Here is a 23,659-nt window from a genome sequence, read left to right as displayed (position 1 = left end):
CCCACAGGATCCTAAGCGAGGTACCCGTCCGGGCGGATCAGGATCTCGTCGCCCGGTTGCGCGTGATAGATCGCGAAGGCTTCCGGGGAGGTGATGTCGACGGTGTGCGGGTGGGTCGCCGGGGTGGTGGGGGAGAACCGCAGCAGCGTCTCGTGCGGGCCGCGGAACAGCTCGAACAGGCGCACCTTGTTGCCCTCGGCATCTGTGAGTGGCGCGTCGGGCGCCCGGTCGCCGGAGACCAGCGGGCGGGTGTCCGACGGGTCCCGGTACGAGATGTCCAGTTGGCGGGTGTTCTCGCCGCGCTCCAGTGCAGAGTCGTCGCCGTCGACGTGCTTGCGCATGATGTCCTGGCTGATCCCGAGCACCCGCTCCGCGTTCGTCCGGCGCTCGGTCTCGTACGTCGCCAGCACCTCCTCGCGCCCGTCGGCCAGCTTCCAGCCGAGGTTGTACGCGTCCTGGACGCCGGTGTTCAGGCCCTGCCCGCCGGTCGGCGGGTGCACGTGGGCGGCGTCGCCGGCGAGGAAGACGCGGCCGACCCGGAACTTCGCGGCGAGCCGCACGTTCGGGCGCCATACCGTCGACCAGGTGAGGTCGCGAAGCTTCGCGGTCCCCGGGCCGGCGAACCTGTCGACCACCTCCTGCAGAGCCTCCAGCGACGTATCCGCGTCCTCGCCGTCGAGTGGGGCGCCGAACTGGAACTGGTCGCCGCCGGACAGTGGCGTCATCGCGATACCGGACATCGGGTTGTCCGCAGCGCCGAACCAGTACCCGACCTCGTGGTCGAGCCCGTCGGCCGCGACGTCGCCGAGCAGCATCCGGATCGATTCGTCGGTCGTGCCCTCGAAGGCGATGCCGAGGTGCTTGCGGACGAAGCTCTTCCCGCCGTCCGCGCCGACGAGGTAGTCGACCGTCAGTGTCTCGCCGGTCGACAGCTCGGCGGTCACCGCGTCCGCGGTCTGGGTGAATCCAGTGATCGCGGTGTCCAGTTCGACGCCGACGCCGTACTCCGCGAGCTTGTCGCGGAGGATTTCCTCGGTCTGGGACTGGCCGAGCATGTGGCCGTTCGGGTACGGGATGTCCGGCGTCGGCTCGACCGGCTCGGCCATCCGGCGCTCGCCCACGAACCGGCCGCCGACGTAGATCTTCATCACCGGCATCGGCCGGCCGCGGCGCAGCACCTCGTCCAGGACGCCGAGGTCCTCGAACACCTCCAGGGTCCGCGGTTGCAGGCCGTCGCCGCGCGATCCGTCGAAGAACCCGGCCGCCTTGTCGATCACCCGGACCGCGATGCCGCGCCGGGCCAGCTCGATCCCGAGGGTCAGTCCGGTCGGTCCGGCACCCGCGATCAGGACGTTCATGGTGGTCTCCTTGACTGAATTATGATTCACTGAATTCGGATTCAGTGTGCGGGTCACTAAGGTTCGGTGTCAAGGAGGTTGTCGTGACGGACACGGTGAGCCGCCGGCAGCGGGCGGCCGGGACCGAGGTGGCGCTGAAGCAGGCCGCGCGCGAGGTCTTCGCCGAGCGCGGGTACCTGAACACGAAGATCACCGACATCACTGCGGCCGCGGGCCGCGCGACGGGGTCGTTCTACAACCACTTCGCGAGCAAGGAAGAGTTGCTGGAGGCGCTGCTGCGCGACATGCTCGAGGCGGCGGACGAGGCGGTCATCGACGACGCCGGACACGACGCCGACTTCAGCAAACGGTCAGCGATCCGCTGGCATGTGGCGGCGTTCTGGCGGTTCTACCAGGCGCACCTGCCGGAGATGATCGCGGTGAAGCAGGCCGCGATGGTCGACCCGGAGCTCGGGCGCCGGCTGCAGCAGATCATGGCGGACGACGACCAGCACATGGTCGAGCACTTCGCCCACCTGCCGAACCCGCCGGCCGATCCACTGGTCACGATCTCGGCGATGAACGCCCTGATGGAGGGCTTCGCCTACACCTGGCTGGTGGTCAATCCGGCCGACGGCCGGACGATCGCGGACGACGAGGCCGTCGACACCCTCACCGACCTCCTGCACCACGGGCTGGTCGGTCAGTCCTCGGGCGGAGCTTCCGCGCCCTCGCGCTCGTCGCGCTCGGCCCACTCCATCAAAGTCGCCAGCGAGTAGACGTCGTCGTCGATCGTGGCGTGCAGGTCGCCGAGCTCGGCATAGCGCTGCGGCACGGTCCGGATCGTGAAGTCCTTCGGGTTCACGTCGTCGATCTCGTCCCAGCGGATCGGGGTCGACACGGTGCCCTCGGGGTTGCCGCGGACCGAGTACGCCGAGGCGATCGTGTGGTCGCGGGCGTTCTGGTTGTAGTCGACGAACAGCTTCTTCGGGTCGCGGTCCTTGCGCCACCACGTGGTCGTCACGTCGTCCGGCGCCCGTCGCTCGACCTCCCGCGCGAACGCGAGCGCGGCCCGCCGGACGTCGGAGAAGCCGTACGCCGGCTCGACCCGGACGTAGATGTGGATGCCGCTGCCGCCGGACGTTTTCGGGTAGCCGACCGCGCCGAGCTCGTCGAGGACCTCGTGGACGGTGTGCGCGACCCGGCGGACCCGGTCGAACGGGCAGTCGGGCATCGGGTCCAGGTCGATGCGCCACTCGTCCGGCTTCTCGGTGTCGGCGCGCCGGGAGTTCCACGGGTGGAACTCGACCGTCGACATCTGCACCGCCCAGGCGACGTGCGCGATCTCGGTGACGCACAGCTCGTCGGCGGTCCGGTTGTACCGCGGGAAGGTGACCCGGACCGTCTCCATCCACGGCGGCGCTCCGTGCGGCAGGCGCTTCTGGTGCACCTTCTCACCCGCCACACCCTCCGGGAACCGGTGCAGCATGCACGGCCGCTCCCGCAGCGCGTTGACGATCCCGTCGCCGACGGACAGGTAGTACTTCACCAGGTCGAGCTTGGTCTCGCCGCGCGCCGGAAAGTACACCCGGTCCGGATTCGAGATCCGGACCGTCCGCTCCCCGACCTCCAGCTCGATCGCCGGAGACTTCCCCTTGGACTCGGCCATGACGTCAACTTAACCGGCGGCGGGGACAATCGGCATCAGGCCAGGCGGGTGAGCCAGCCGCGGGGGTCGGGGATCCGGCCGTACTGGAGGTCGAGCAGCGTGCTGCGGATCTTCGCGGTGATCGGGCCGACGCCGTGGTCGACGGAGTGGTCGCCGATGGTCAGGTCGCCGTCGGGCCAGGCGACGCGGCCGATCGGGGTGATGACCGCGGCGGTGCCGGAGGCGAAGACCTCGGTGATCTCGCCGGTGCGGACGCCGTCGCGCCACTCGTCGGCGGAGATCCGGCGCTCCTCGACCGGGTGGCCGAGGTCGGCGGCGAGCTCGATCACCGACGCCCGGGTGACGCCTTCGAGGATCGACCCCGACAGCTCAGGCGTCGCGATCCGGCCGTCGGCGTAGACGAAGAACATGTTCATGCTGCCGATCTCCTCGAGCCACTTGTGCTCGACGGCGTCGACGAACGCGACCTGCTCACACCCGTTCGCGACCGCCTCGGCCAGGCCGGCCAGGCTGGACGCGTAGTTGCCGCCGCACTTGGCCGCCCCGGTGCCGCCCGGCGTGGCGCGGATGGTCGAGGTCGTCAGCCAGATGGAGACCGGCTTGGGGCCGGTGTCGAAGTACGGCCCGGCGGGGGAGGCGATGACGCCGAACAGCACCTCGTGCGCGGGCCGGACGCTCAGGACGGCCTCGGTGGCGATCATGTACGGCCGGAGGTACAGACTGGTCTCGCCGTCGTCCGCTGACGGGACCCAGGCTTCGTCGACGGTCACCAGCGCACGCAGAGCCGCGATGAACTCGTCCTCCGGCACCTGCGGGAGCGCGAGCCGCTCCGCGCTCGCAGTGAACCTGGCAGCGTTCCGATCCGGGCGGAACGCCCAGACCGAACCGTCCGCGTGCCGGTACGCCTTGAGGCCTTCGAAGATCTCCTGCGAGTAGTGGAAGACAGCAGCCGCCGGGCTGAGCGACAGCGGCGCGTACGCCGTGACCTTCGCGTCGTGCCAGCCGCGGTCCAGCGACCAGTTGGCAACGACCATGTGGTCCGTGAACGACTGGCCGAACGCAGGGTTCGCCAGTACGGCGGCTCGGGCCTCCGCGGTGGCCGGATCGGGACGCAGCTCGACCGCGAAGTCCCATGCGTCTGTCATTACCGTTGTCCGCTGTTCACCTGTCACCCGTCGCACGCTACCCCCGCCGTCACCTCCAGCTCGACCCGACGCCCACACTCCGGCCACTCCGGGACATCGGCCGGGCCAGCAGCCGCCGGAGCTCGGCCGCACCGGGCTCTGTCTGTACGACGCGCAGCACGCGGTCGGCCGCGTCGTACACCAAGGTGTCGTGCCACTCGTCCGGCAGCTCGACCAGGACCCGGAGTGCCGTCGCCAGGCCTGCCGCGACTTCCCCGGCGACGACGAGGCACTCTGCCAGGCTCAGGTCGAGGCGTGCGCGCTCTCCGATCCAGCTGTCCGGACAGAGCTCTCTGGCGCGCTCGAGTAGGACACAGCCCGCCACGCCGTACCCCAGCAAGGTGCAGACGCGTCCTTCGGCCCAGTGCAGTTCGAACGGCGAGGCCTGCGGAGTTGCCCGCAGGAGCTCGTCGCCGACACCGATCAGCTCCTGCAGCGCCTGATGCGCCTCGTGAGTCAGGCCGAGCTCGGCCAGCACCAAGGCCCGCGCGGTCAGCGGCGCGCAGCCTGCTCTGCCCGGTGCTGCCCGATCAAGCGCGACCGACTCGTCCGCGAGCTGCAGCAACTCCGTCAACGGACGCCGCTCGGCCAGACCGATGGTCGCCTCCCTGGCACGCGCCAGCGCCGGCAGTGGGCCGCTACCGGCGCTGTCCGCGGCCGCGCGTGCAGCCCACCACCAGCGCCTTGCACTGCTTCGCTCACCCAGCCTGGTGAGGGTCTCGGCGATCAGGATGCTCAGCTCGGCTGCCTCCGCCTGGGCGGCGCCCTGCAGTTGCCGCAGCAGATCAGGGAGCAGCGAGACCGGTGGCACGCTGTGGTGGTCGGCGGGCATCGGGCAGTCGGCACCGAGCGTCGCGGCCAGTCCGCGCCACGCAGTCTCCAACGGGTCGGCCTCCGGCCGGAGCTGCGCCGTGCGGGCGGGCCGCCGCTCGAAGGTGGCGGACAGCCGGCCGTCGGTGCCGAGCTCCTCGTCGCAGAGCCGCGCCAGGTCCGCGGAGCCCGGCCGCTGGCCGCGCTCCACCTGTGACAGGTAGCTGTGGTCGTAGCCGACACGTGCTGCCAGTTGGCGCAGGCTCAGTCCGGCCGCCTGCCTGCACTGCCGCAGCAGCGGACCGAACGATGTCTCGGTCGGTGTCTCGGTCGGTGTCTGAGTCGATGTCTGGGTCGATGTCTGGGTCACAGGATCACCCCGTTCGCGCTTCGAGCTCATGTGGTGCGTGCCGGCGAAGTTACAAGCCCTCGCCGACAAAAACCGTGGAAAACAAGGGCATGTGGGCTGTGGGCTGTTCCCACAGCCCACAGCCCACACCTGTTGGGCGCACTGCGTTCTGGGCGAGCCTGGGCAGGTGAACACGCTGCAGCGACAGGCTCGCCTCTTCCGTCTGGTCCGCCCCACCGCCGCCCCTGGTTCCCGGATGGTCGCGGAGGGCGCGGAGTGGTCCGATGGTGCCGTCGCGCTCCGGTGGCTCGGCCGCTGGTCGAGCACCTCGACCTGGGACGGCATCGAGTCCCTGCTGGCGGTTCACGCCGACGACGGCGACACCTGTCTGCACTGGCTCGACCCGCCGCCGGTCCGTCCCGCCGCACCACCTCCCGAGACGCCGGGCCGGGCGGTCTGGCTGCCTGCGCCGACTCCTGACGGCCTGTGTTCGCGGTGCGGCCGGCCGTGGCCCTGTCTGGCCTGCGGTCCGTGAGACATCGCGTCCGCACTTACTTGACGCGGTTTAGTGTGAGGTGGTTTGGGTTGGGTCGGTGAGGGGTGATGCGGGTGGCGGACGGTGCGGTGGTGGATCCGCTGGACGAACTGGACGCTCAGGTCGCTCGGTTGCGGGTGGTGGCCGACGAGTTGCGGGAGGCTCGGGGCAAGCCGGTGCTGGACGGGAACCAGGTCGAGCTGATCGAGGACGGGCCGACCCTGCTCCGGGCCTACGAGGAGATGCAGTGCAGCTGCCGGGTCCAGGTCCGGGCGCTGGACCGGCCGCCGTACTCGGCACCGCCCGCGGCGCAGCAGAAGCTGGAGCTGGACCGGCTGGCCGACGGCCTGGCGTACCGCGCGATCTACGGGTTCGAGGTGTTCGAGTCCGACGAGGTGATGGCGCTGCTGCCGGAGTTGCGCGCCGCCGGCGAGGTCAGCCGGGTGCTGCCGCAGATGCCGATGAAGATGGTGCTCGGCGACGACAACATGGCGCTGGTCGCGCTGACGAAGCGGGCGCCGGCGGAGTCGCACCTGCTGATCAGGTCGTCGGGTCTGCTGGACGGCCTGATCGCGATGTTCGAGATGCTGTGGGGACTGGCGGTCCCGATGCCGGAGCTGGAGGCGAACGGCGAGGTGGCCGAGCTGCGGGCTCCGGACCGGGACATCCTGATGCTGCTGGCCGGTGGGGCCACCGACGACATGATCAGCCGCCGGCTGCGGATCAGCCCCCGGACGACCCAGCGCCGGGTCCGCGCGCTGATGGATGCCCTCGGCGCGCAGACCCGGTTCCAGGCGGGCGTTCAGGCCGCCCGCCGGCGCTGGATCTGAAACAGCTGGGAGCTAGTTGATCGTCACCACCGTCCCGGCCCGGTTCGGGAACTCGACGAAGCCGGTGGAGCGCCGGTCGGTCGGCAGGCCGGACCACGAGGCCGTCACCTGGAACGGCTTGAACGCGGCCGGTGCCACCGGAGGCGTCACCTTGAGCGAGTTGCCGGACGAGGCGGTCACGACGTTCGTCTGCATGGTGTACTCCGTGGTGCTCGCGCCCGGCGGGTTGGACAGGGTGATCGCGAGAACGCCCCACACGCCCGGCGTCGGTGCGGGCACACTGGCGGACGCCTGGTTCGAGCCGTCACCGACGAACGACAGCAGCTGCATCTGGCCGTTCACGACCTTGTAGAGCACCAGCCAGATGCTGCCGGCCGGGTCCACGGTCTTGATGTTCCACTGCACTGCCTTGGTCTGCGAGGTCACGGTGACCGGGTAGTCGGGCAGATCCGCGTCCGCGGCACCGGCCGGTACCGCGCCGGGCACGAGCGGAGCCGACACGACGCCGTACGAGCGGATCGGTACGCCGGGCTTGCCGACGGTGGCGGTGAACGACGCCGAGCCGGACACGCCGGAGCCGGACACGGCCGCCGGAGCGAGCACGGACGTCGGGACGACGACGATCGGGCTGCGGACCGTCTTGCCTGCGCCCTGCCAGGTCAGCCAGCCGTTGGTCGACGTGCCGGAGTTGCCGGTGTCCAGGGTGAGCTTCACCGTGAACGTCTTGGTCTCGCCTGCCTTGCTGAACGAGAGGATCGACGGGGTCACCACGGCCTTCATCCCCGGCACCGAGACGGTCGCCCGGTACAGGCCCGGAGTCACCGCGGTCACCCGCCGGGTGATGGTCTGCGTGCCCAGCAGTTGGCCGACCGAGATCGACGGAGCGTTGTAGTCACTCGGGTTGATGGCAGGTACGCCGGTGCCGGTCTTGACGCCGGTGCCCTCCAAGTAGCCCAGCCAGTCCGTGTCGCCCGAGTCGTAGACGAGGCCCGGGTCCAGCATCTTCGACGGCTGCACCTCACCGGCGCCGGCGTCGAACGGGTTGGTGTTGACGGCACCAGTAGCGGTCAGCACGTTGCCAGCGGTCGTCATCAGCGCGGACTTGACCGCCATGGGCGACCAGTCCGGGTGCTTCGACAGGTAGAGCGCCGCCAGACCCGCCACGTGCGGTGCGGCCATCGACGTACCCGACAGGAACGCGTAGCTCTGTCCGCCGTTGGTGGGCGGTGCGACAGCGGCCAGAACGTTCACGCCCGGTGCGGCGAGGTCCGGCTTCAACAGGTTGCCGTTGCTCGACAGCGACGGGCCACGCGACGAGAAGTCGGCCATCTGCGGGTACGGCGTCGTCGTGGTGGTCTGGTTGCCCGGGACCAGCTCAGCGGTCGCGCCCGCCTGCGTGGCGTACGACTTCACCGACAGCGCCCCGGGGGTGTTGAGGTGCACAGTCGGTACGACGTGGGAGTCCCCGACGACGTCCTGGTCGAACAGGTTCAGCAGCACCATCGCGACGCCACCGGCACGCTGGACCTCGGTGGACTTGTCGACGCGGGCACTGATCCCGCGGTCGCAGGCGACGATCTTTCCGGCGGTCTTGGCCGGGTCGAGAGTGTTCGCGAGACAGATGAGTGCGTCCGCGTCGCTCACGCCGTCCTTCTTGACCGCGGCTCCGTTGACGAACGGCTTGCTGCCGGTCGGCGACGACACGGTCGTGCTGACGCCGGAGTACTTCTGGCCGTTGCCGAGCACGACAGTCCCGTTCCAGGGCGCGACCGTGGTGGCTCCGACGGTGGTCACCCACGGAGACGTGTTGTCGAGCGTCGACGCGTCCGGACCGGAGTTGCCGCCGGCGGCGGAGACGAACACGCCGGCCGAGGCGGCGGACAGGAACGCCAGCTGGATCGGGTCCGTGGCAGGAGACTCGATCGTCGAGCCGACCGAGTAGTTGATGACGTCGACGCCGTCGGCCACTGCCTGGTCGATGGCGGCGACGATGTCGGAGGTGAAGCCGCCGGTGTCCTGTGCCGTCTTGCCGGACCAGAGTGCCTTGTAGACGGCGATCTTGGCGGCAGGGGCGACGCCGGTGACAGTACCGAGGTCACGGCCACCCAGCTGGACGTCGACGTCGGCGCGGCCGGCAGCCGTGGTCGCGGTGTGCGTCCCGTGGCCCTCACCGTCGCGGGGCGACTCGTAGTCGGCGCGCCGCTCCGGCGGGACCAGGCTGAGCCAGCCCTCACCGAAGTACTTCGCACTGATCAGCTTGGTGTTGCACAGGTCGGCGGTGAAGTCCTCGCCGGTCTGGCAGCTGCCGGTGAAGGTACCGCCGTCGGCCTTCTGCATCACCGTCGTCGAGCCGGACAGGTACGGCCGGTACGGGTCGGTGCTCGAAGCCGGCTCGGTGCCGAGCGCGGGGCCGGACAGGGACGCGCTCTCGGGCCAGATGCCGGTGTCGACCACACCGACGACGACGCCCTGGCCGGCGGTCGCCTTGCCGCCGAGCTTGTTCCACACGCCGCTCTGGCCGGACAGCTTCAGGAAGTCGGTGGGGTTGCGGTCGTCCAGGGCGACGTGCAGCTGGTCGGGGACGACGGACACCACACCGGCGGTCTTGGCGAGCTGGTTGACCTGCTTCGCGGTCAGTGAGGCGGCGAAGCCGTTCAGCGTGGTCGAGTAGTTCTGGTCGACCTTCGCGCCGACCGCGGCCGCGACCTGTGCGTGCTTGCCGGTCAGGTAGGCGCGGTACGCCTTCCCGCTGGTGCTGTTGACCTCGACCTTGCGACCGGCCGCCGGCTTGGTGGCCTTCAGCCCGGTCACGCCACCCTGGTACGTCGCCAGCGGCTTGTCGGCCAGCGTCACGACGTACCGCCCGGGCGCGAAGGTGAAACGGCTGCTGCTGGTCGGCGCGTCCGTTCCGGGCGTCGCGGAGCCTGGTGGAGCCACCAAGGCGGTGGTGATCAGCGCGGCGCCTGCAAGCAGAGCGGCGCGCCGACGCAGGTTGGGATGGTTCACGTGATGCCTCCACGGCATGTAGTCCTGGCCGTGGCTGTAGCCCCGGCCGCCCGCCCCCGAGCTCGGACGCCGAAGAGCCTGCCAATCCGCCGCCCCGGCCACACGGTTTTGGCTTCAACTAGCCGCTGGCGAGAATCTGCCAGCCGGGTTCCCGACAGCGTCGGATAACCGCCTCCCGTGGCGCATTGACCAGCAGTTATGGAACGTCTCTACTAAATGGCTATGCGATGGCTTGCGGTGGTTCTCGGGGTCCTGGTGGCCGGCCTTGCCGTGTCGGCGCAGCCTGCGCAGGCGGCTAACGTTCTGAGCAATCCCGGGTTCGAGTCCGGCTCGCTGGATGGCTGGTCCTGCTCGGGTGGCTCGGTTGTGAGTACGCCGGTGCGCACGGGCACGCACGCTCTGAACGGTGCCGTGACGAACTCGGACTATGCCCAGTGCAGCCAGACCGTGGCGGTGCAGCCGAACACGGCGTACACGCTGTCGGCCTGGGTGCGTGGCTCGTACGTGTACCTGGGGGTCACGGGTGGCTCGTCCACCTGGACGCCATCTGCGGCCAACTTCACCCAGCTGAGCCTGTCGTTCACCACGGGAGCGAGTCAGACGTCCGCACAGATCTATGTGCACGGCTGGTACGGCCAGCCGGCGTACCAGGCTGACGACTTCGCCCTGGACGGTCCGGGTGGTACGCCGGGTGCTCCGAGCAGCCCTGGGACGCCGGCGGTCACCAGTTCGACCAACTCATCCATCTCACTGAGCTGGCCGGCCTCGACGGGCACTGTCACCGGATACCGCATCTATGAAGGCACATCAGTCGTGCAGACCGGTTCTGGAACGGCCGCTACCGTCAGCGGGCTGCAGTCGTGTAGCAGTCACTCTTACAGCGTCACGGCGTACAACAGCGCCGGAGAGTCGGCCAAGTCGGCGGTTGTGACGGGTAGGACGGCCGGGTGCACGAGCGCCGGGCTGGCGAAGCACGCGCTCATCGGCTACCTGCATGCGAGCTTCGCCAACGGGTCCGGGTACGTACGGATGGCCGACGTGCCGGACGAGTGGGACATCATCAACCTGGCCTTCGGTGAGCCCACGAGTGTGACCTCAGGTGACATCCGGTTCACCAGGTGTCCGGCCAGCGAGTGCCCGAACGTGGAGAGCGACGCGGACTTCGCGGCAGCCATCAAGGCCAAGCAGGCCGCCGGTAAGAAGGTGCTGATCTCCATCGGCGGGGCCAACGGGCAGGTCCAACTGACCACCATCACGGCCCGGGACGCGTTCGTCAGCTCGGTCAGCGCGATCATCGACCGCTACGGCCTGGACGGGCTCGACATCGACTTCGAGGGGCACTCGCTCTACCTGAACGCCGGCGACACCGACTTCCGCAACCCGACCACTCCGGTGATCGTGAACCTGATCTCGGCGCTGAAGACACTGAAGGCGAAGTACGGCTCGGGCTTCGTGCTGACGATGGCGCCGGAGACGTTCTTCGTGCAGGTCGGATACCAGTTCTACGGCGGCTCCAGCGGCGGCGACAACCGGACCGGTTCGTACCTGCCCGTCATCCACGCGCTGCGGGACTCGCTGACCGTGCTGCACGTCCAGGACTACAACTCCGGTCCGGTGATGGGGCTGGACAACCAGTACCACACCATGGGCGGCGCGGACTTCCACATCGCGATGACCGACATGGTCAAGGCAGGCTTCCCGGTGGCGAACACCGGTCAGACGTTCCCCGGGCTGCGCGACGACCAGATCGGTTTCGGGCTCCCGGCAGCGGTCAGCGCGGGCAACGGCTACACCGCCCCGGCAGCCGTGCACACGGCGCTCGACTGCTTGGTGAAGGGCCAGAACTGCGGCGGCTACAGCCTCCGCGGCGGCACTTCGCCCGGGTTCCGCGGCCTGATGACGTGGTCGGTCAACTGGGACCACTACTACAACTGGGAGTTCCGGAACAGCCACGCGCCGTACCTCGACGCCCTCCCGTAGGCCGCCCCTCGCGCCCGGTTCGCGAATCAGCCCCTCGCGAACCGGGCACGGGCCTGTGGATTACCGATCCCGGTTTGTACGTTGTCGCTGGTATGAAGGAGTCATGACAGCGTCTACGACCCGCTCGGTGATCCTCACCGTGGACGACGATCCCGGGGTTTCCCGGTCGATCGCCCGTGACCTCCGCCGTCGGTACGGCGAGGAGAACCGCATCGTCCGGGCGGAGAACCCGGCGCAGGCGCTCGACGCGCTGAAGGAGCTGAAGCTCCGGGGTGAGCCCGTGGCACTGCTGCTGGCCGACTACCGGATGCCCCAGATGTCGGGCATCGAGTTCCTCGAGGCCGCGATGGACCTGTTCCCGCTGGCCCGCCGCGTGCTGCTGACGGCGTACGCCGACACCGACGCCGCGATCCAGGCGATCAACGTGGTCGACCTCGACCACTACCTGCTCAAGCCGTGGAACCCGCCGGAGGAGAAGCTCTATCCGGTGGTCGACGCGATGCTCGACCTGTGGCGGTCGACCCCGGAGCCGTCCGGCGACGAGACCCGGGTGATCGGTCACCGCTGGTCGGCGCCGTCGTTCGCGGCCCGCGACTTCCTGGCCCGGAACGCGGTGCCCTACCGCTGGCTGAACGTCGACGACGACGAGGCCAAGCGGCTGCTCGACGCGGCCGACGTCGACGGGACGACGCTGCCGGTGGTGATCACGCCCGACGCCACGGTCATGGTCGCGCCGTCCGAGGCCGAGCTGGCCCAGAAGGTCGGCCTGTCGACAGCGCCCGCGAAGGACTTCTACGACCTCGTCGTGGTCGGCGGCGGCCCGGCCGGCCTCGGCGCGGCGGTGTACGGCGCCAGCGAGGGCCTGCGGACCGTGCTGGTCGAGCAGTTGGCAACCGGCGGCCAGGCAGGTCAGTCGAGCCGCATCGAGAACTACCTGGGCTTCCCGGACGGGGTGTCCGGCGCGCAGCTGACCGACCGGGCCCGGCGGCAGGCGGTCCGGTTCGGCGCCGAGCTGCTGACGACCCGGCAGGTCGTCGGGCTCGAGACGCTCGGCAACGCCCGGCAACTGCGGTTCGCCGACGGCAGCGAGATCTCGGCGCACTCGGTGATCCTGGCGACCGGAGTCTCGTACCGGACGCTCCAGGCGCCCGGCGTCGACGATCTGTGCGGCCGCGGCATCTACTACGGCTCGGCGACCACCGAGGGACCGGCCTGCGCCGGCGCCGAGGTCTACATCATCGGCGGGGCGAATTCCGCCGGTCAGGCCGCGGTCTATTTCTCCAGGCATGCGAAACGCGTGCATATGCTGGTCAGAGGACCATCGCTCACCGCGACGATGTCGTCGTACCTGATCGACCAGATCGATCAGATCGACAACATCGAGGTGCACACCTGCACGCAGGTCGTTTCCTGTATCGGCTCGGAGCACCTGGAACACCTCACCCTGCTGAACAGCGAGACCGGGGAGAAGCGCGAGGTGGACACGGAATGGATGTTCGTGTTCATCGGCGCGGCTCCGCGGACGGACTGGCTGCCCGGTGACGTGCTCCGCGACGACCGGGGCTTCGTGCTCACCGGACCGGACCTGCACGGCAGACCGCCGGGCTGGCCGCTGGAGCGGGAGCCGTACCACCTGGAGACGAGCATGCCGGGCGTGTTCGCCGCGGGCGACGTGCGGGCCGAGTCGGTGAAGCGCGTCGCCTCGGCGGTCGGCGACGGGGCGATGGCCGTCACACTGGTGCACCGATACCTGGAGATGCTCTGATGACCGACCAAGCTGTGAAGCGGCTGACGCCCGACGAGCTGCGCACGCTGTTCCTCTTCGAGAGTCTCGACGACGAGCAGCTCCAGTGGCTGTCCGACGCCGGGCATGTCGAGGACGTGCACGACGGGGTCGTGTTCAACGAGGGCGACGAGGCGACCTGTTGCTACGTGCTGCTCTCGGGCGAGCTGCGGCTCTGCAAGCGGTCGCACGGCGAGCTCGTGGAGATCAACCGGACCCGGCAGCGGGGCGTGTACGCCGGTGCGTTCAACGCGTTCTTCGGTGCCGCCGACCACAAGTCGTACACGGCGACGATGCTGGTCACCGAGCCGTCGGAGTTCTACGTCATCAGCGCCGAGACCATGGCGACGATGATGAACACCTGGTTCCCGATGGCGGTGCACCTCATCGAGGGCTTCGTGATGGGCATGCGGCGGACCAACGAGACGCTCGGTGAGCGGGAGCGGCTGCTCGCCCTCGGCTCGCTGTCGGCCGGCCTGACGCACGAGCTGAACAACCCGGCCGCCGCGGCGGTCCGGGCGGCCGCGACCCTGCGGCAGCGCGTGTCCGGGATGCGGTCGAAGCTCGCGATGCTTGCCGACGGCACCCTGGACGCGACCAAGCTGCACCAGATCGTCGCGCTCCAGGACGACGCGGTCGAGCGGCTGGACAAGACCAAGGACAAGGACATCCCGCCGATGGAGTTGTCCGACCGCGAGGACGCTCTCACCGACTGGCTCGACGACCACGACGTGCAGGCGAGCTGGGACGTGGCGCCGGTGCTCGCGTCGGCCGGGCTCGACGTGCCCTGGATGGAGAACGTGCTCGAGGTGGTCGGGCCGAAGTACCTCGAGGGCGCGGTGCGCTGGTTGATGTACACGATCGACACCGAGTCGCTGATGAACGAGATCGACGACTCGGTCACCCGGATCTCGACGCTGGTCGGCGCCGCCAAGCAGTACTCGCAGATCGACCGCGCGCCGTACCAGACCGTCGACCTGCGCGAGTTGCTGAAGTCGACGCTGGTGATGATGTCGGGCAAGCTCCAGGGGTACGAGGTGGTCAAGGACTTCGATCCCGAGCTGCCGGCGATCCCGGCGTACGCCGCCGAGCTCAACCAGGTGTGGACCAACATCATCGACAACGCGGTGAGCGCGATGGGCGGATCCGGGACACTGACGCTGCGCACCCGCCGCGACGGCGGGTACGCGGTCGTCGAGATCGGCGACACCGGACCGGGCATCCCGGAGGAGATCCGGCGCCGCATCTTCGAGCCGTTCTTCACCACGAAGCCGATCGGCGAGGGCACCGGTCTCGGCCTCGACATCTCCTGGCGGATCGTCGTCAAGAAGCACCACGGCGACCTGCGAGTGGAGTCCGAGCCGGGCCACACGGTCTTCAAGATCGTGCTCCCACTGGAGCCCGAACGAGAACTCGAGTCGGACCCGGCCCTGCTGTCCTGAACGCGTGCCGCTCCCCACTGCCCCCGCGGTGGGGAGCGGCGTTGCTTAGGGCAACCAGTCGGCAATGGCGGAGACCGCGTCCGGGTCGAGATGCCCGGGCGTCCGGTAGTCGGCCATGGTCGACGGACCGGTGCCGGCGAAGAACAGATGGTTGTCGGCGTCCAGCACCGTGATCGTGGCGTCGGGCAGGCCGTCGCGCCAGGCCGGGAGATCGTCGGCGACGGTGACCTGGTAGTCGCGCCCGCCCTGCAGAACGAGGATCGGCAGATCCAGCTTCGCGGCCGTGGCGACCGGATCGTACGTCCGCTGGTCCAGCCAGAACGACGCCGGTGCGCCGAGGGGCAGGTCGGTCGACGGGGTGTCGACGGAGAGATCGGGGCTGTCGACGACGGCTGCCTGGCGCTGGAAGACCTCGACGGTCTCTGGCGGGACGTCGCCCGCGTCGGCGAGATAGCGGACCACGCGGACGCAGGCGTGGTGCATCGGCTGGGTGTCGCCGGCCATGATCACCAGACCGGCGGCCAGCGGTTCCTCGGCGGCGATCTTCGGGGCGATCTTCCCGCCCATGCTGTGGCCCACGAGGAATACCTGGTCGACGTGGTCGGCGAGTGCGCGGACCGCGGCGATGCCGTGCGGGACGTACTCCGCAGTCATCGTGTAGCCGGGCTCGGCCATGGCCTCGGGCCGGTTCGCGGTCGGCTTGTCGAAGCGCAGGACGGCGATGCTCCGCGTGGCGAGGCCCCAGGCGAGGTCCTTCATCGGCTTGTTCGGCCCGCTGGTCTCGTCACGGTCGAACGGGCCGCCGCCGGTGAGCAGGACGACGCCGACGCGATGCTCAGAGTTCGGCAGGGAGAGGGTGCCGGGGACCGGGAGGGCGGCCGCGTCGAGGGTGATGTCGTGCTCGGTGAATGTCGTCGGATCGGCGTACGGCGGGGGTGTCCAGGGAGTCATCGGCGAACCTTTCTCAATGATTGAGAAAGGTAGCACGGTGTGAGATCGTTGCGCCATGGACCCGTTGGAGCTGCTGGGACATCCGGTGCGGTTGCGGATCGTGCATGCGCTGCGGGGCGGGCGCGCGCTGACGACCGGCGAGCTCGGTGAGCGGATCGCGGACGTGTCGAAGGCGACGTTGTACCGCCATGTCGAGCTGCTCGCTGACGGCGGGATCCTCGAGGTCGCGGAGGAGCGCCGGGTGCGGGGCGCCGTCGAGCGGCGGTTCCGGTTGCGGCAGGAGCGAGCCTCGATCACACCTGAGCAGTTGGAGCAGCTGACGGCCGAGGACCACCGGCGCGGGTTCGCCGCGGCGATGGCGGCGCTGGTCGCGGAGTTCGACGCGTACCTCGGACGCGACGGGGCCGACCCGATCGCGGACCTGGTCGGCTACCGCCAGCACGGCATCTGGCTGACCGAGACCGAGCTACACACCCTGATCGAGGGCCTGCGTGCTGCGATCCTCCCGGTCCTCTCGAACGAAGCAACCCCCACCCGCACCCGCTACCTCCTGAGCCCCATCTTGTTCCCCGCCGAGGACCCCTAACCAGCATGCGGATGGCGGGATATGTGACCGCTGGCAGGTTGCAACCCGGCAGTCGTCAAACAAGCCGCCAGCGACCAACAAGCTGGCAGCGTCCGGCCGCTCGTCAGCGGAGGGCGGTGCCTTGGGTGTGGGTCAGGAGGGTGAGGTCTTCGCGGGTGGGGAGGGATTCCCAGTCGCCGTAGGCCGTGACGCAGAAGGCGCCGGAGGTGGTGGCGCGGGTGAGGCGGGCTTCGGGGGAGAGGTTGTCGAGGGTCGCTGAGAGGTAGCCGGAGACGAATGCGTCACCGGCGCCGATGCTGTCGACGACGGTCACCGGAAGCGCCGGGCTGTGGATGGTGCCATCGGCTGTGTGGGACCATGCGCCTTTGCCGCCGGCCGTCACTACGACGGTTTCGACAGTGTTCAGCAGGTCGGCGACCGGGTCTTCGGTGTCCGTGAGGAGGTCGAGTTCGTCGTCGGAGGCGAAGACTGTGTGGATATGGGGGAGGAGTTCGCGTAGGGCGGTGGCCGCTGAGGAGCGGGACCACAGGCGGGCTCGGTAGTTCACGTCCAGCGAGACCCGGATGCCTGCCGCGGCTGCGGTGCGCACGGCCGCGAGAGTCGCGGCGCGGGCTGTGTCGGAGAGGGCGGGCGTGATGCCTGTGACGTGGAGGAGAGTCGGGGACAGGGCGGTGATCGCCTCGGTGACCTCGGCGGGGGTCAGCGTGGAGGCGGCCGAGCCGCGGCGGTGGTAGCTGACGCGGGTGATGTCGTGCGACGGCTGGTCGAACGCGATGAACCCGGTGAACGCCTCGTCGGAGAACCGGATCCTGGTGCCGACGTTCTCGGCGCGGAGGGTGCGCTGGATCAGCCGCCCCGGCTCGTCGTTGCCCACGGCGCTCAGCCAGGTGACGTCGTGCCCGAGGCGCGCGACACCGATCGCCACGTTGCTCTCGGAGCCGGCGATCGACAGGTGCGCGTCCCCGCCGAGCCGCATCGGGCGCGCGGTCCGCACCGAGACCATCGTCTCGCCGAGCGTCAGCAGATCGGTCATGGTGGCTCTCCCCGCGGTGGTCAGACGTTGAGTTCGGTACGGAACCTGCTGGCGCGGATCGACAGCTCCGACAGCGAGCCGCCGGTGCCCGCGTCGCCGAGCAGGGGGGATCCGACGCCCACCGCGAGCGCTCCGGCGGCCAGGTACTTCGGCGCCGACTGCGCGTCAACACCGCCCACGGCGATCAGCGGCGCGTCGGGAAGCGGAGCGCGGAGTTCCGTGAAGTAACCGGGGCCGTACACCTTGGCCGGGAAGATCTTGACCGCTGTCGCGCCGAGGTCCAGCGCGGCGACGACCTCGGTAGGTGTCAGCGCCCCGCACAGCAGCGGCAGACCGAGCTCGACCGAGCGGTGTGCGCCGCGCGTGATCGCGGGCGTGACGGTGAAGTCGGCCCGCGCGGCGGCGACCTGGTCGGCCTGCTCGGGGGTGACGACGGTGCCCGCGCCGATCAGGATGTCCGGGTCGTACTGCGACCGCGCCGTGGCGATCGCCTCGACCCCGCCCGGCGTGGTGAGCGAGACCTCGAGCGCGGTGACGCCGGCCTCGACGAGGGTCTGGACGCAGGCGAGCGCGGTCTCCGCCCCGTCGGCGCGGACGATCGCGAGCAGTTTCCGGCTCCGGAGTTCTCCCAGCAGGTCCATATTCTCCAACCTATGTGATCAGCGCGGACATAGGACGTCCCATGAGCTCTGGCGTGGACGCCGAATGTGTGGCTAAATTTCGAAGTGAACAACCGCCCCGTTGTTTACTTTCTGGAGGCATCCGCTCATGCCTAAGCTCACAGCCCTCGTCGCGGCGCTCGCCCTGGCCGCCCTCGCCCTCGCCGCCCCGGCACCGCCCGCCCGGGCAGCCGTCACCCAGGCCGTGCTGTTCAACAAGGGGGACGCCGGGTACGGCTGCTACCGCATCCCCGCGATCGTGAAGACCAAGGCCGGCACGCTGCTCGCGTTCGCCGAGGCCCGCCGCGCGTGGTGCGCGGACTCCCAGGAGATCGACCTGGTGATGCGCCGGTCCGAGGACGACGGCCGCACCTGGTCGGCGACCCAGACGGTCCTGTCCGGCACCGACACCGACCCGAACGCGGTCGCCACCCGGGGCAATCCGGCCCCGATCGTCGACTACGAGACCGGCCGGATCGTGCTGCTGAGCACGATGGACCCCGGGACGACGACCCGCCCGCGCACGCCGTACGTCCAGGTCAGTGACGACGACGGGAAGACGTGGAGCAAGGCGCAGAACATCGGCGACCAGATCGACGACCCGGCCTGGGGCTGGTACGCGACCGGCCCGGTACACGGCATCCAGCTGACCCGCGGCGCCCACGCCGGCCGGCTCGTCGCCGGCACCAACTACGACAACGGCGCCGGGAAGAACGCGGGCCAGCTCGTGTACAGCGACGACCACGGCGTGACCTGGCACAAGGGCGCGACCGATCTGAGGTCGGACGCGACGCCGCAGGAGATCAGTGTCGTCGAGAAGGTCGACGGCGGTGTGTACGCCGGTGCGCGCAACAACGCCGGTACGTCGGGCGCGAGCCGGATGGCGGCGGTGAGCAACGACGGCGGTCAAACGTTTTCCGCGCCGTTCGCCACGATCGCCGGCCTGACGACGCCGGTCGTCCAAGGGTCGCTGCAGCGCCTCAAAGCGGTCGACCGGGGCGACAAGTACAACCGCATCCTGTTCGCCGCGCCGGCCGACCCTGACCGGCGGCGGTACCTGACGATCCGGTCGAGCTTCGACGAGGGCAAGACCTGGCAGACCGTTGCCGAGGGCACGAGAATCACCAGCGACTGGTCCGGATACTCGGACCTGGCGATCCTCGACACCGGCGAGATCGGTCTGCTGTACGAAGGCGGTTCGGTCGACGCGCGTGACCAGATCCGCTTCGCGCGCTTCACCGAGAGCGACATCGGTCTCCCGGACGCGCCGCTCGGTCCGACGACGCCGGATGTCTCGGGCTACGGCAACGACAGTTACCTGCGGGGCGGCACCACGGCCGTGACCGGGAAGTTCGGGCAGGCCAGGGACCTCGACGGCGTCGACGACGCGATCCAGCTGCCGTTCGCCGAGTCGCTGGCGACCGACGCGGGGGACTTCACCGCGATGGCCTGGATCAAGTACGGCGCGAGCACAGCGGACCAGGCGATCTTCTGGGCCTACGGGATCAACGAGTTCTCGCAGTTCTGGCTGCGCGCCGAACCCGCGGACAGCCGGATCCGCGGCCTGATCACCACCGGCGGCACCACAGCCGCGGTCCAGACGACCAAGGCGTACAACGACAACGCCTGGCATCACGTCGCCCTGCAGCGCAAGGCCGGCACGCTGTCGATCTGGGTCGACGGCGCCCAGGCCGCGAGCATCACGGCGCCGACCGGCTCGGTCAGCCCCGGCCGTCCGTTCAAGATGTACGTCGGGCAGCGGCTCGACGGAGCACACCACTTCGACGGCTCGCTCGACGAGGTCCGCATCTACAAACGCGCTCTGACCGCGACCGAGCTCAACAGCATCCGCACCAGCAACAGCACGACCGTGCCCGACGCAGTCCTCGATCTGCCGCTGGGATGACATCACACCGGCCTGGCGGAGATCGTCAACCGCCAGGTCAGTTCACCACTTTCCGGGACCACGGCCGCGTCGCCTGGACCGGCGGTCGCCAGGTCGAAGACGCGGCCGAGCATCGGCTCGACCCCCAGACTCCGGTACGGCGCATCCTCGGGGAAGCCGCCCTGGTTACGCCACAGCGCGGTAGAGACTGGTTGCCCAGGGCAACTCAAGGTCAGAGTGAGCTCGGCGCCGCGATCGTGGACCGAGACCGCCGGGCAGTCCACGAGGACCGCTCCGACGGCGGTGCCGTCCGATGCTCCGTACGTCGACAGCTCCAACGGTGTGGGCCAGATGGCCGTGACCCATGGAGCGGTGTCCGGCCAGGCCCAAGGCAGCAGAGCGGCCGACTCGGGAAAGAGCCTGCAGGAAGTCCCGGGCACCGCGGAGACGACCGCACCCGCGGCGCAGTCGAGCAACGCGTGGGCGGCCCAGACGAACCGGTACCCCGGGGCTGCCTCGAGGTGATAGTCGACGGTGACCGTGTCCGTGCCGGAGGTGAAGGCGCGGGTCAGGATCGCGCCGTCGTACTCGACGGTGCCGTCCCAGGGCTGGTTCCAGAGGCCGCCGTGGTCGGGAGCGCCGCGGACGGTCGGGAAGCACTCGTCGAGGCCGCCGGCGTCGATGAAGGTGGCGAGGCCGGCACGGGAACCGGTGATCAGGCCGGGGCCGGCCCACAACCACTCGCGTCCGGCGAGTTGGAGCGACGTCCAGCGGCCGCCATCGGCCGGATCGACCGTGACCGCGCGGCCGGCCGAGGTCTGGGATGCCGGACGCTCCGGCGGCGGCGTCACCATTCGGCGAACGATCCGTCGTCGTGCGTCCACACCGGATTGCGCCACGCGTGCCCGGTCCGGTCCGCGGCACGGACGGCGTCCTCGTCGACCGTGATTCCCAGGCCGGGCAGGGGATTCCACTCCGCGTGGCCGTCGACCCAGGTGAACGGCGCCGGATCGACGACGTACGACGTGAGGTCGCTCGTCACGTTGTAGTGGATGCCGCGGCTCTGCTCCTGGATCAGGAAGTTCGGCGTGGCGAACGAGACCTGCAACGACGCCGCCAGCGAGATCGGTCCGAGCGGGCAGTGCGGCGCCAGCATCGCCCCGTGCGCGTCCGCGAGGACGGCGATCCGTCGCAGCTCGGAGATCCCGCCGGCGTGCGAGACGTCGGGTTGCACGACCGCGACGCCCGCGGTCAGCGGGGCCATGAAGTCGGCCCGGTGGTACAGGCGCTCGCCCAGGGCCACCGGCACGGTCGACGTCGCGACGACCTCCGGCAGGTGGGCCATCTGCTCCGGCAGCACCGGCTCCTCGACGAACATCGGCTGCAGGTCCTCGACCGCGTGCAGGATCCGCCGCGCCGCGGCCACGCCGACCCGTCCGTGCAGATCGATCGCGACGTCGCGGGAGTCGCCGAGCACCGCGCGGGCGGCGGCCAGCCTGGTGACGATCTCGTTGACCTCGGCAACCGACGGCGACGCCTGGATCTGCCCGCTGGCGTTCATCTTCACCGCGGTCATCCCGGCCTCGACCTGCTCGGCGACGGACTCGGCGATCGCCGACGGCTCGTCACCGCCGACCCAGGCGTAGACGCGCGCCCGGTCCCGGACCCGTCCGCCGAGGAGCGCCGCGACCGGAGCGCCGTACACCTTGCCGGCGATGTCCCAGAGCGCGTGGTCCAGGCCGGCGACCGCGCTGCTCAGCACCGGTCCGCCGCGGTAGAAGCCGCCCTTGGTCAGCACCTGCCAGTGCCGCTCGATCTGCAACGGGTCCTGGCCGATCAGGTACTCCGCGAGGACGTCGATCGCGGCCCGGACGACCTCGGCGCGTCCTTCGACGACCGGTTCGCCCCACCCGACGATGCCGTCGCTGGTCTCGATCCGGCAGAACAGCCAGCGCGGCGGGACGAGGAACGTCTCGATCCTCTCGATCTTCACCGGCGCCGCCGGGTGCGTGTCGAGCCGCGGACCTCGGTGAGGTCCTCGGCCGCCTTGGCGAGCAGCTCGCGCATCGCGAGCTCGGCGCCCTCGGGGTCGTGCGCGCGGACCGCGTCGACGACGCGCCGGTGGCTCGGCACCGGGTCGTCCGACGGCTTCACCTTGTGCACCAGCCGGTCGCGATCGGCGAGCCCGGTCTCCATGATCACTTCCATCTTCGTCAGCAGTTCGTTGCCGGTCGCCGCGAGCAACGCCCGGTGGAACGCGAGGTCGGCCGTCACCGCCGCGAGGTCGTCGGTCGCCGACTCCATCGCCGCGAGCGCCTCGTCGAGGGCGGTCAGGTGCGAGTCGTCGGAGCGGAGCGCGGCCAGCCGGGCGGCGGCCGGCTCGACGATGCCGCGGACCTCGTGCAGTTCCTCGAGCAGTTCAGGTCGCGCGTCGGCGTCGCTGAAGTGCCAGCGGATCATGTCCGCGTCGAGCAGGTTCCAGTCCGAGCGCGGCCGGACGAACGTCCCGCGTTTCTGCCGCGCGTCCACCAGGCCCTTGGCGGTCAGCACCTTCAGGGCCTCGCGCACGGCGGTCAGGCTGACGCCGAGGTCGGACTGCAGTTCGGTGACGTTGATCGTCGCTCCTTCCGGGATCTGCCCGGACAGGATGCGCTGCGCCATCACCTCCACGATCTGCCCGTGCAGTCCTCGCGGTACCCCACGCTGAATCCCCGTCACCCTGCTCTCCCTCACGCCGAGTCCTTCGTTGCGGACCATCCACCGTCGACCACCAGGCCGGCGGCAGTCACGTACGACGCCTCGTGCGACAACAGGAACGCCACCGCCTGGGCCACCTCGTCCGGCTGCCCGAGCCGCTTGAGCGCGGTCGCCTGCGCGCTGCGCTCCCGGCCTTCGGCGTCGACCCGGTCCCACATCGCGGTCACGATCGGCCCCGGCAGGACGGTGTTCACCCGGATCGAGCGGCCGTACTCGACGGCGAGCTGGCGTCCGAGCGAGACGAGTGCGCCCTTGGTCGCGGCGTACGCCGGATGGCCCGGCAGGCCGGCCAGTGCGTGCACCGACGACACCAGTACGACGGAGCCCGCACCCGCGACAAGGTCGTCGTACAACGCCTGGAAGCCGAGGAACGCGGCCGTCAGGTTGACGTCGAGCTGCCGCTGCCAGGACGGCGGCGACAGTTCGTGCGCCGGCTTCACGTCGACGACGACCGCGTTGCTGACGAGCCCGTCGATCGGGCCGAGCTCGTCGCGGCCGCGGGACCGGACCTCCGCCCAGGTGTCCGGCGACGACACGTCACCGACCACGCTGATCGCCTTGCCCGGCACGTCCTTGCAGGGACGGATGTCGACCTGCACCACCTGCGCGCCCTCGGTCAGCGCCCGTTCGGCGCACGCCGCGCCGATCCCCGACGCGGCCCCGGTCACCACGATCACCCGCCCAGCCAGCCGCACCCGCGCCTCCTTCGATCCGCTCCTACCCAAGCACGGAGGCAGGCCGCTTCCAACGATGAACGAGGCATCAGTTGATCGTGACGGCCGTGTCACGTCAAGCGATTTGCTCGTAATTTACGAATTAATATTGACACCTGCGACGCGCCGCCGCAAGATCGTCCGCAACAC

Annotated in this window: 20 protein-coding genes; 8 read left to right on the top strand and 12 right to left on the bottom strand. The window is 69.9% G+C overall.

What is annotated here, in order from left to right; all coding sequences use genetic code 11:
* Window positions 1-11: 11 nt before the first annotated feature.
* Window positions 12-1,358 carry an FAD-dependent monooxygenase gene (locus tag ABZW60_RS13310; RefSeq protein ID WP_355476413.1) on the bottom strand — a complete coding sequence of 449 codons (1,347 nt, stop codon included), beginning with the start codon at window positions 1,356-1,358 and terminating at the stop codon, window positions 12-14.
* 83 nt (window positions 1,359-1,441) lie between these two features.
* On the opposite strand from ABZW60_RS13310, the gene ABZW60_RS13305 reads away from it, so the two are divergent.
* A complete protein-coding gene (locus ABZW60_RS13305; protein ID WP_355476411.1) occupies window positions 1,442-2,116 on the top strand; it encodes a TetR/AcrR family transcriptional regulator in 675 nt (224 codons plus the stop codon).
* On the opposite strand, the gene ligD is transcribed toward ABZW60_RS13305, so the two are convergent.
* Genes ligD through ABZW60_RS13290 form a run of 3 tightly spaced genes read right to left on the bottom strand, consistent with a single transcriptional unit; the run spans window position 2,041 to window position 5,370 of the window.
* A complete protein-coding gene (gene ligD / locus ABZW60_RS13300; RefSeq protein WP_355476409.1) occupies window positions 2,041-3,006 on the bottom strand; it encodes a non-homologous end-joining DNA ligase in 966 nt (321 codons plus the stop codon). The two genes, ABZW60_RS13305 and ligD, sit on opposite strands and share 76 nt — an antisense overlap.
* 35 nt (window positions 3,007-3,041) lie before the next feature.
* Complete coding sequence (locus ABZW60_RS13295) at window positions 3,042-4,151, bottom strand: branched-chain amino acid aminotransferase (RefSeq protein ID WP_355476408.1); 1,110 nt, start codon at window positions 4,149-4,151, stop codon at window positions 3,042-3,044.
* A 49-nt stretch (window positions 4,152-4,200) separates the two neighbouring features.
* Window positions 4,201-5,370 (bottom strand): helix-turn-helix transcriptional regulator, encoded by a 1,170-nt coding sequence (locus ABZW60_RS13290; protein ID WP_355476406.1) that lies wholly within the window; start codon window positions 5,368-5,370, stop codon window positions 4,201-4,203.
* 166 nt (window positions 5,371-5,536) lie between these two features.
* Here ABZW60_RS13290 and ABZW60_RS13285 point away from each other — a divergent pair, with 166 nt between their 5' ends.
* Both ABZW60_RS13285 and ABZW60_RS13280 read left to right on the top strand, forming a co-directional pair.
* Entirely contained in the window at window positions 5,537-5,884 is a 348-nt protein-coding gene (locus ABZW60_RS13285; RefSeq protein WP_355476404.1) for a hypothetical protein, read from the top strand.
* A 74-nt stretch (window positions 5,885-5,958) separates the two neighbouring features.
* Window positions 5,959-6,714 carry a hypothetical protein gene (locus tag ABZW60_RS13280; RefSeq protein WP_355476402.1) on the top strand — a complete coding sequence of 252 codons (756 nt, stop codon included), beginning with the start codon at window positions 5,959-5,961 and terminating at the stop codon, window positions 6,712-6,714.
* A 12-nt stretch (window positions 6,715-6,726) separates the two neighbouring features.
* Here the strand turns inward: ABZW60_RS13280 and ABZW60_RS13275 are convergent, their stop codons facing one another.
* On the bottom strand, window positions 6,727-9,720 hold the full coding sequence (locus ABZW60_RS13275) for a S8 family peptidase (protein WP_355476400.1): 2,994 nt from the start codon (window positions 9,718-9,720) through the stop codon (window positions 6,727-6,729).
* A 222-nt stretch (window positions 9,721-9,942) separates the two neighbouring features.
* On the opposite strand from ABZW60_RS13275, the gene ABZW60_RS13270 reads away from it, so the two are divergent.
* The 3 genes from ABZW60_RS13270 to ABZW60_RS13260 all read left to right on the top strand — a co-directional run bounded on the left by ABZW60_RS13270 (window position 9,943) and on the right by ABZW60_RS13260 (window position 14,925).
* The gene (locus ABZW60_RS13270; RefSeq protein ID WP_355476399.1) at window positions 9,943-11,700 is read left to right on the top strand and encodes a glycoside hydrolase family 18 protein; all 1,758 of its coding nucleotides are present in this window, start codon (window positions 9,943-9,945) and stop codon (window positions 11,698-11,700) included.
* 103 nt (window positions 11,701-11,803) lie between these two features.
* Window positions 11,804-13,465 carry an FAD-dependent oxidoreductase gene (locus ABZW60_RS13265; RefSeq protein ID WP_355476397.1) on the top strand — a complete coding sequence of 554 codons (1,662 nt, stop codon included), beginning with the start codon at window positions 11,804-11,806 and terminating at the stop codon, window positions 13,463-13,465.
* Window positions 13,465-14,925 carry an ATP-binding protein gene (locus tag ABZW60_RS13260; RefSeq protein WP_355476395.1) on the top strand — a complete coding sequence of 487 codons (1,461 nt, stop codon included), beginning with the start codon at window positions 13,465-13,467 and terminating at the stop codon, window positions 14,923-14,925. The genes ABZW60_RS13265 and ABZW60_RS13260 overlap by 1 nt, the downstream gene beginning before the upstream one ends.
* Before the next feature lie 45 nt (window positions 14,926-14,970).
* Here the strand turns inward: ABZW60_RS13260 and ABZW60_RS13255 are convergent, their stop codons facing one another.
* A complete protein-coding gene (locus ABZW60_RS13255) occupies window positions 14,971-15,876 on the bottom strand; it encodes an alpha/beta fold hydrolase (RefSeq protein ID WP_355476393.1) in 906 nt (301 codons plus the stop codon).
* A gap of 55 nt (window positions 15,877-15,931) precedes the next feature.
* Between ABZW60_RS13255 and ABZW60_RS13250 the strand changes: the two genes are divergently transcribed.
* A complete protein-coding gene (locus ABZW60_RS13250; protein ID WP_355476392.1) occupies window positions 15,932-16,462 on the top strand; it encodes a helix-turn-helix domain-containing protein in 531 nt (176 codons plus the stop codon).
* 103 nt (window positions 16,463-16,565) lie between these two features.
* Here ABZW60_RS13250 and ABZW60_RS13245 read toward each other — a convergent pair whose 3' ends face one another.
* Together ABZW60_RS13245 and ABZW60_RS13240 are read right to left on the bottom strand one after the other, a co-directional pair.
* On the bottom strand, window positions 16,566-17,495 hold the full coding sequence (locus ABZW60_RS13245; RefSeq protein ID WP_355476390.1) for a sugar kinase: 930 nt from the start codon (window positions 17,493-17,495) through the stop codon (window positions 16,566-16,568).
* Window positions 17,496-17,515: 20 nt separating this feature from the next.
* Window positions 17,516-18,136 carry a bifunctional 4-hydroxy-2-oxoglutarate aldolase/2-dehydro-3-deoxy-phosphogluconate aldolase gene (locus ABZW60_RS13240; protein ID WP_355476388.1) on the bottom strand — a complete coding sequence of 207 codons (621 nt, stop codon included), beginning with the start codon at window positions 18,134-18,136 and terminating at the stop codon, window positions 17,516-17,518.
* A 127-nt stretch (window positions 18,137-18,263) separates the two neighbouring features.
* On the opposite strand from ABZW60_RS13240, the gene ABZW60_RS13235 reads away from it, so the two are divergent.
* Window positions 18,264-20,060: a sialidase family protein gene (locus ABZW60_RS13235; protein ID WP_355476386.1), complete on the top strand. Its 1,797-nt coding sequence runs from the start codon at window positions 18,264-18,266 to the stop codon at window positions 20,058-20,060.
* Between the two features lie 2 nt (window positions 20,061-20,062).
* On the opposite strand, the gene ABZW60_RS13230 is transcribed toward ABZW60_RS13235, so the two are convergent.
* The 4 genes from ABZW60_RS13230 to ABZW60_RS13215 are packed head-to-tail and all read right to left on the bottom strand — an operon-like array spanning window position 20,063 to window position 23,491.
* On the bottom strand, window positions 20,063-20,893 hold the full coding sequence (locus ABZW60_RS13230) for a hypothetical protein (RefSeq protein WP_355476385.1): 831 nt from the start codon (window positions 20,891-20,893) through the stop codon (window positions 20,063-20,065).
* A complete protein-coding gene (dgoD, locus tag ABZW60_RS13225) occupies window positions 20,887-22,032 on the bottom strand; it encodes a galactonate dehydratase (RefSeq protein ID WP_355476384.1) in 1,146 nt (381 codons plus the stop codon). Before dgoD ends, ABZW60_RS13230 begins: the two co-directional genes overlap by 7 nt.
* Window positions 22,029-22,796, bottom strand: a complete 768-nt coding sequence (locus tag ABZW60_RS13220; protein ID WP_355476382.1) for a FadR/GntR family transcriptional regulator — start codon at window positions 22,794-22,796, stop codon at window positions 22,029-22,031. Before ABZW60_RS13220 ends, dgoD begins: the two co-directional genes overlap by 4 nt.
* The gene (locus ABZW60_RS13215) at window positions 22,769-23,491 is read right to left on the bottom strand and encodes an SDR family NAD(P)-dependent oxidoreductase (RefSeq protein ID WP_355476381.1); all 723 of its coding nucleotides are present in this window, start codon (window positions 23,489-23,491) and stop codon (window positions 22,769-22,771) included. Before ABZW60_RS13215 ends, ABZW60_RS13220 begins: the two co-directional genes overlap by 28 nt.
* Window positions 23,492-23,659 lie beyond the last annotated feature (168 nt).

Source organism: Kribbella sp. NPDC003557 (assembly GCF_040610805.1).
In the GTDB taxonomy this organism is placed as follows: Bacteria; Actinomycetota; Actinomycetes; order Propionibacteriales; family Kribbellaceae; genus Kribbella.
This window is presented reverse-complemented; position numbering and strand designations above follow the sequence as displayed.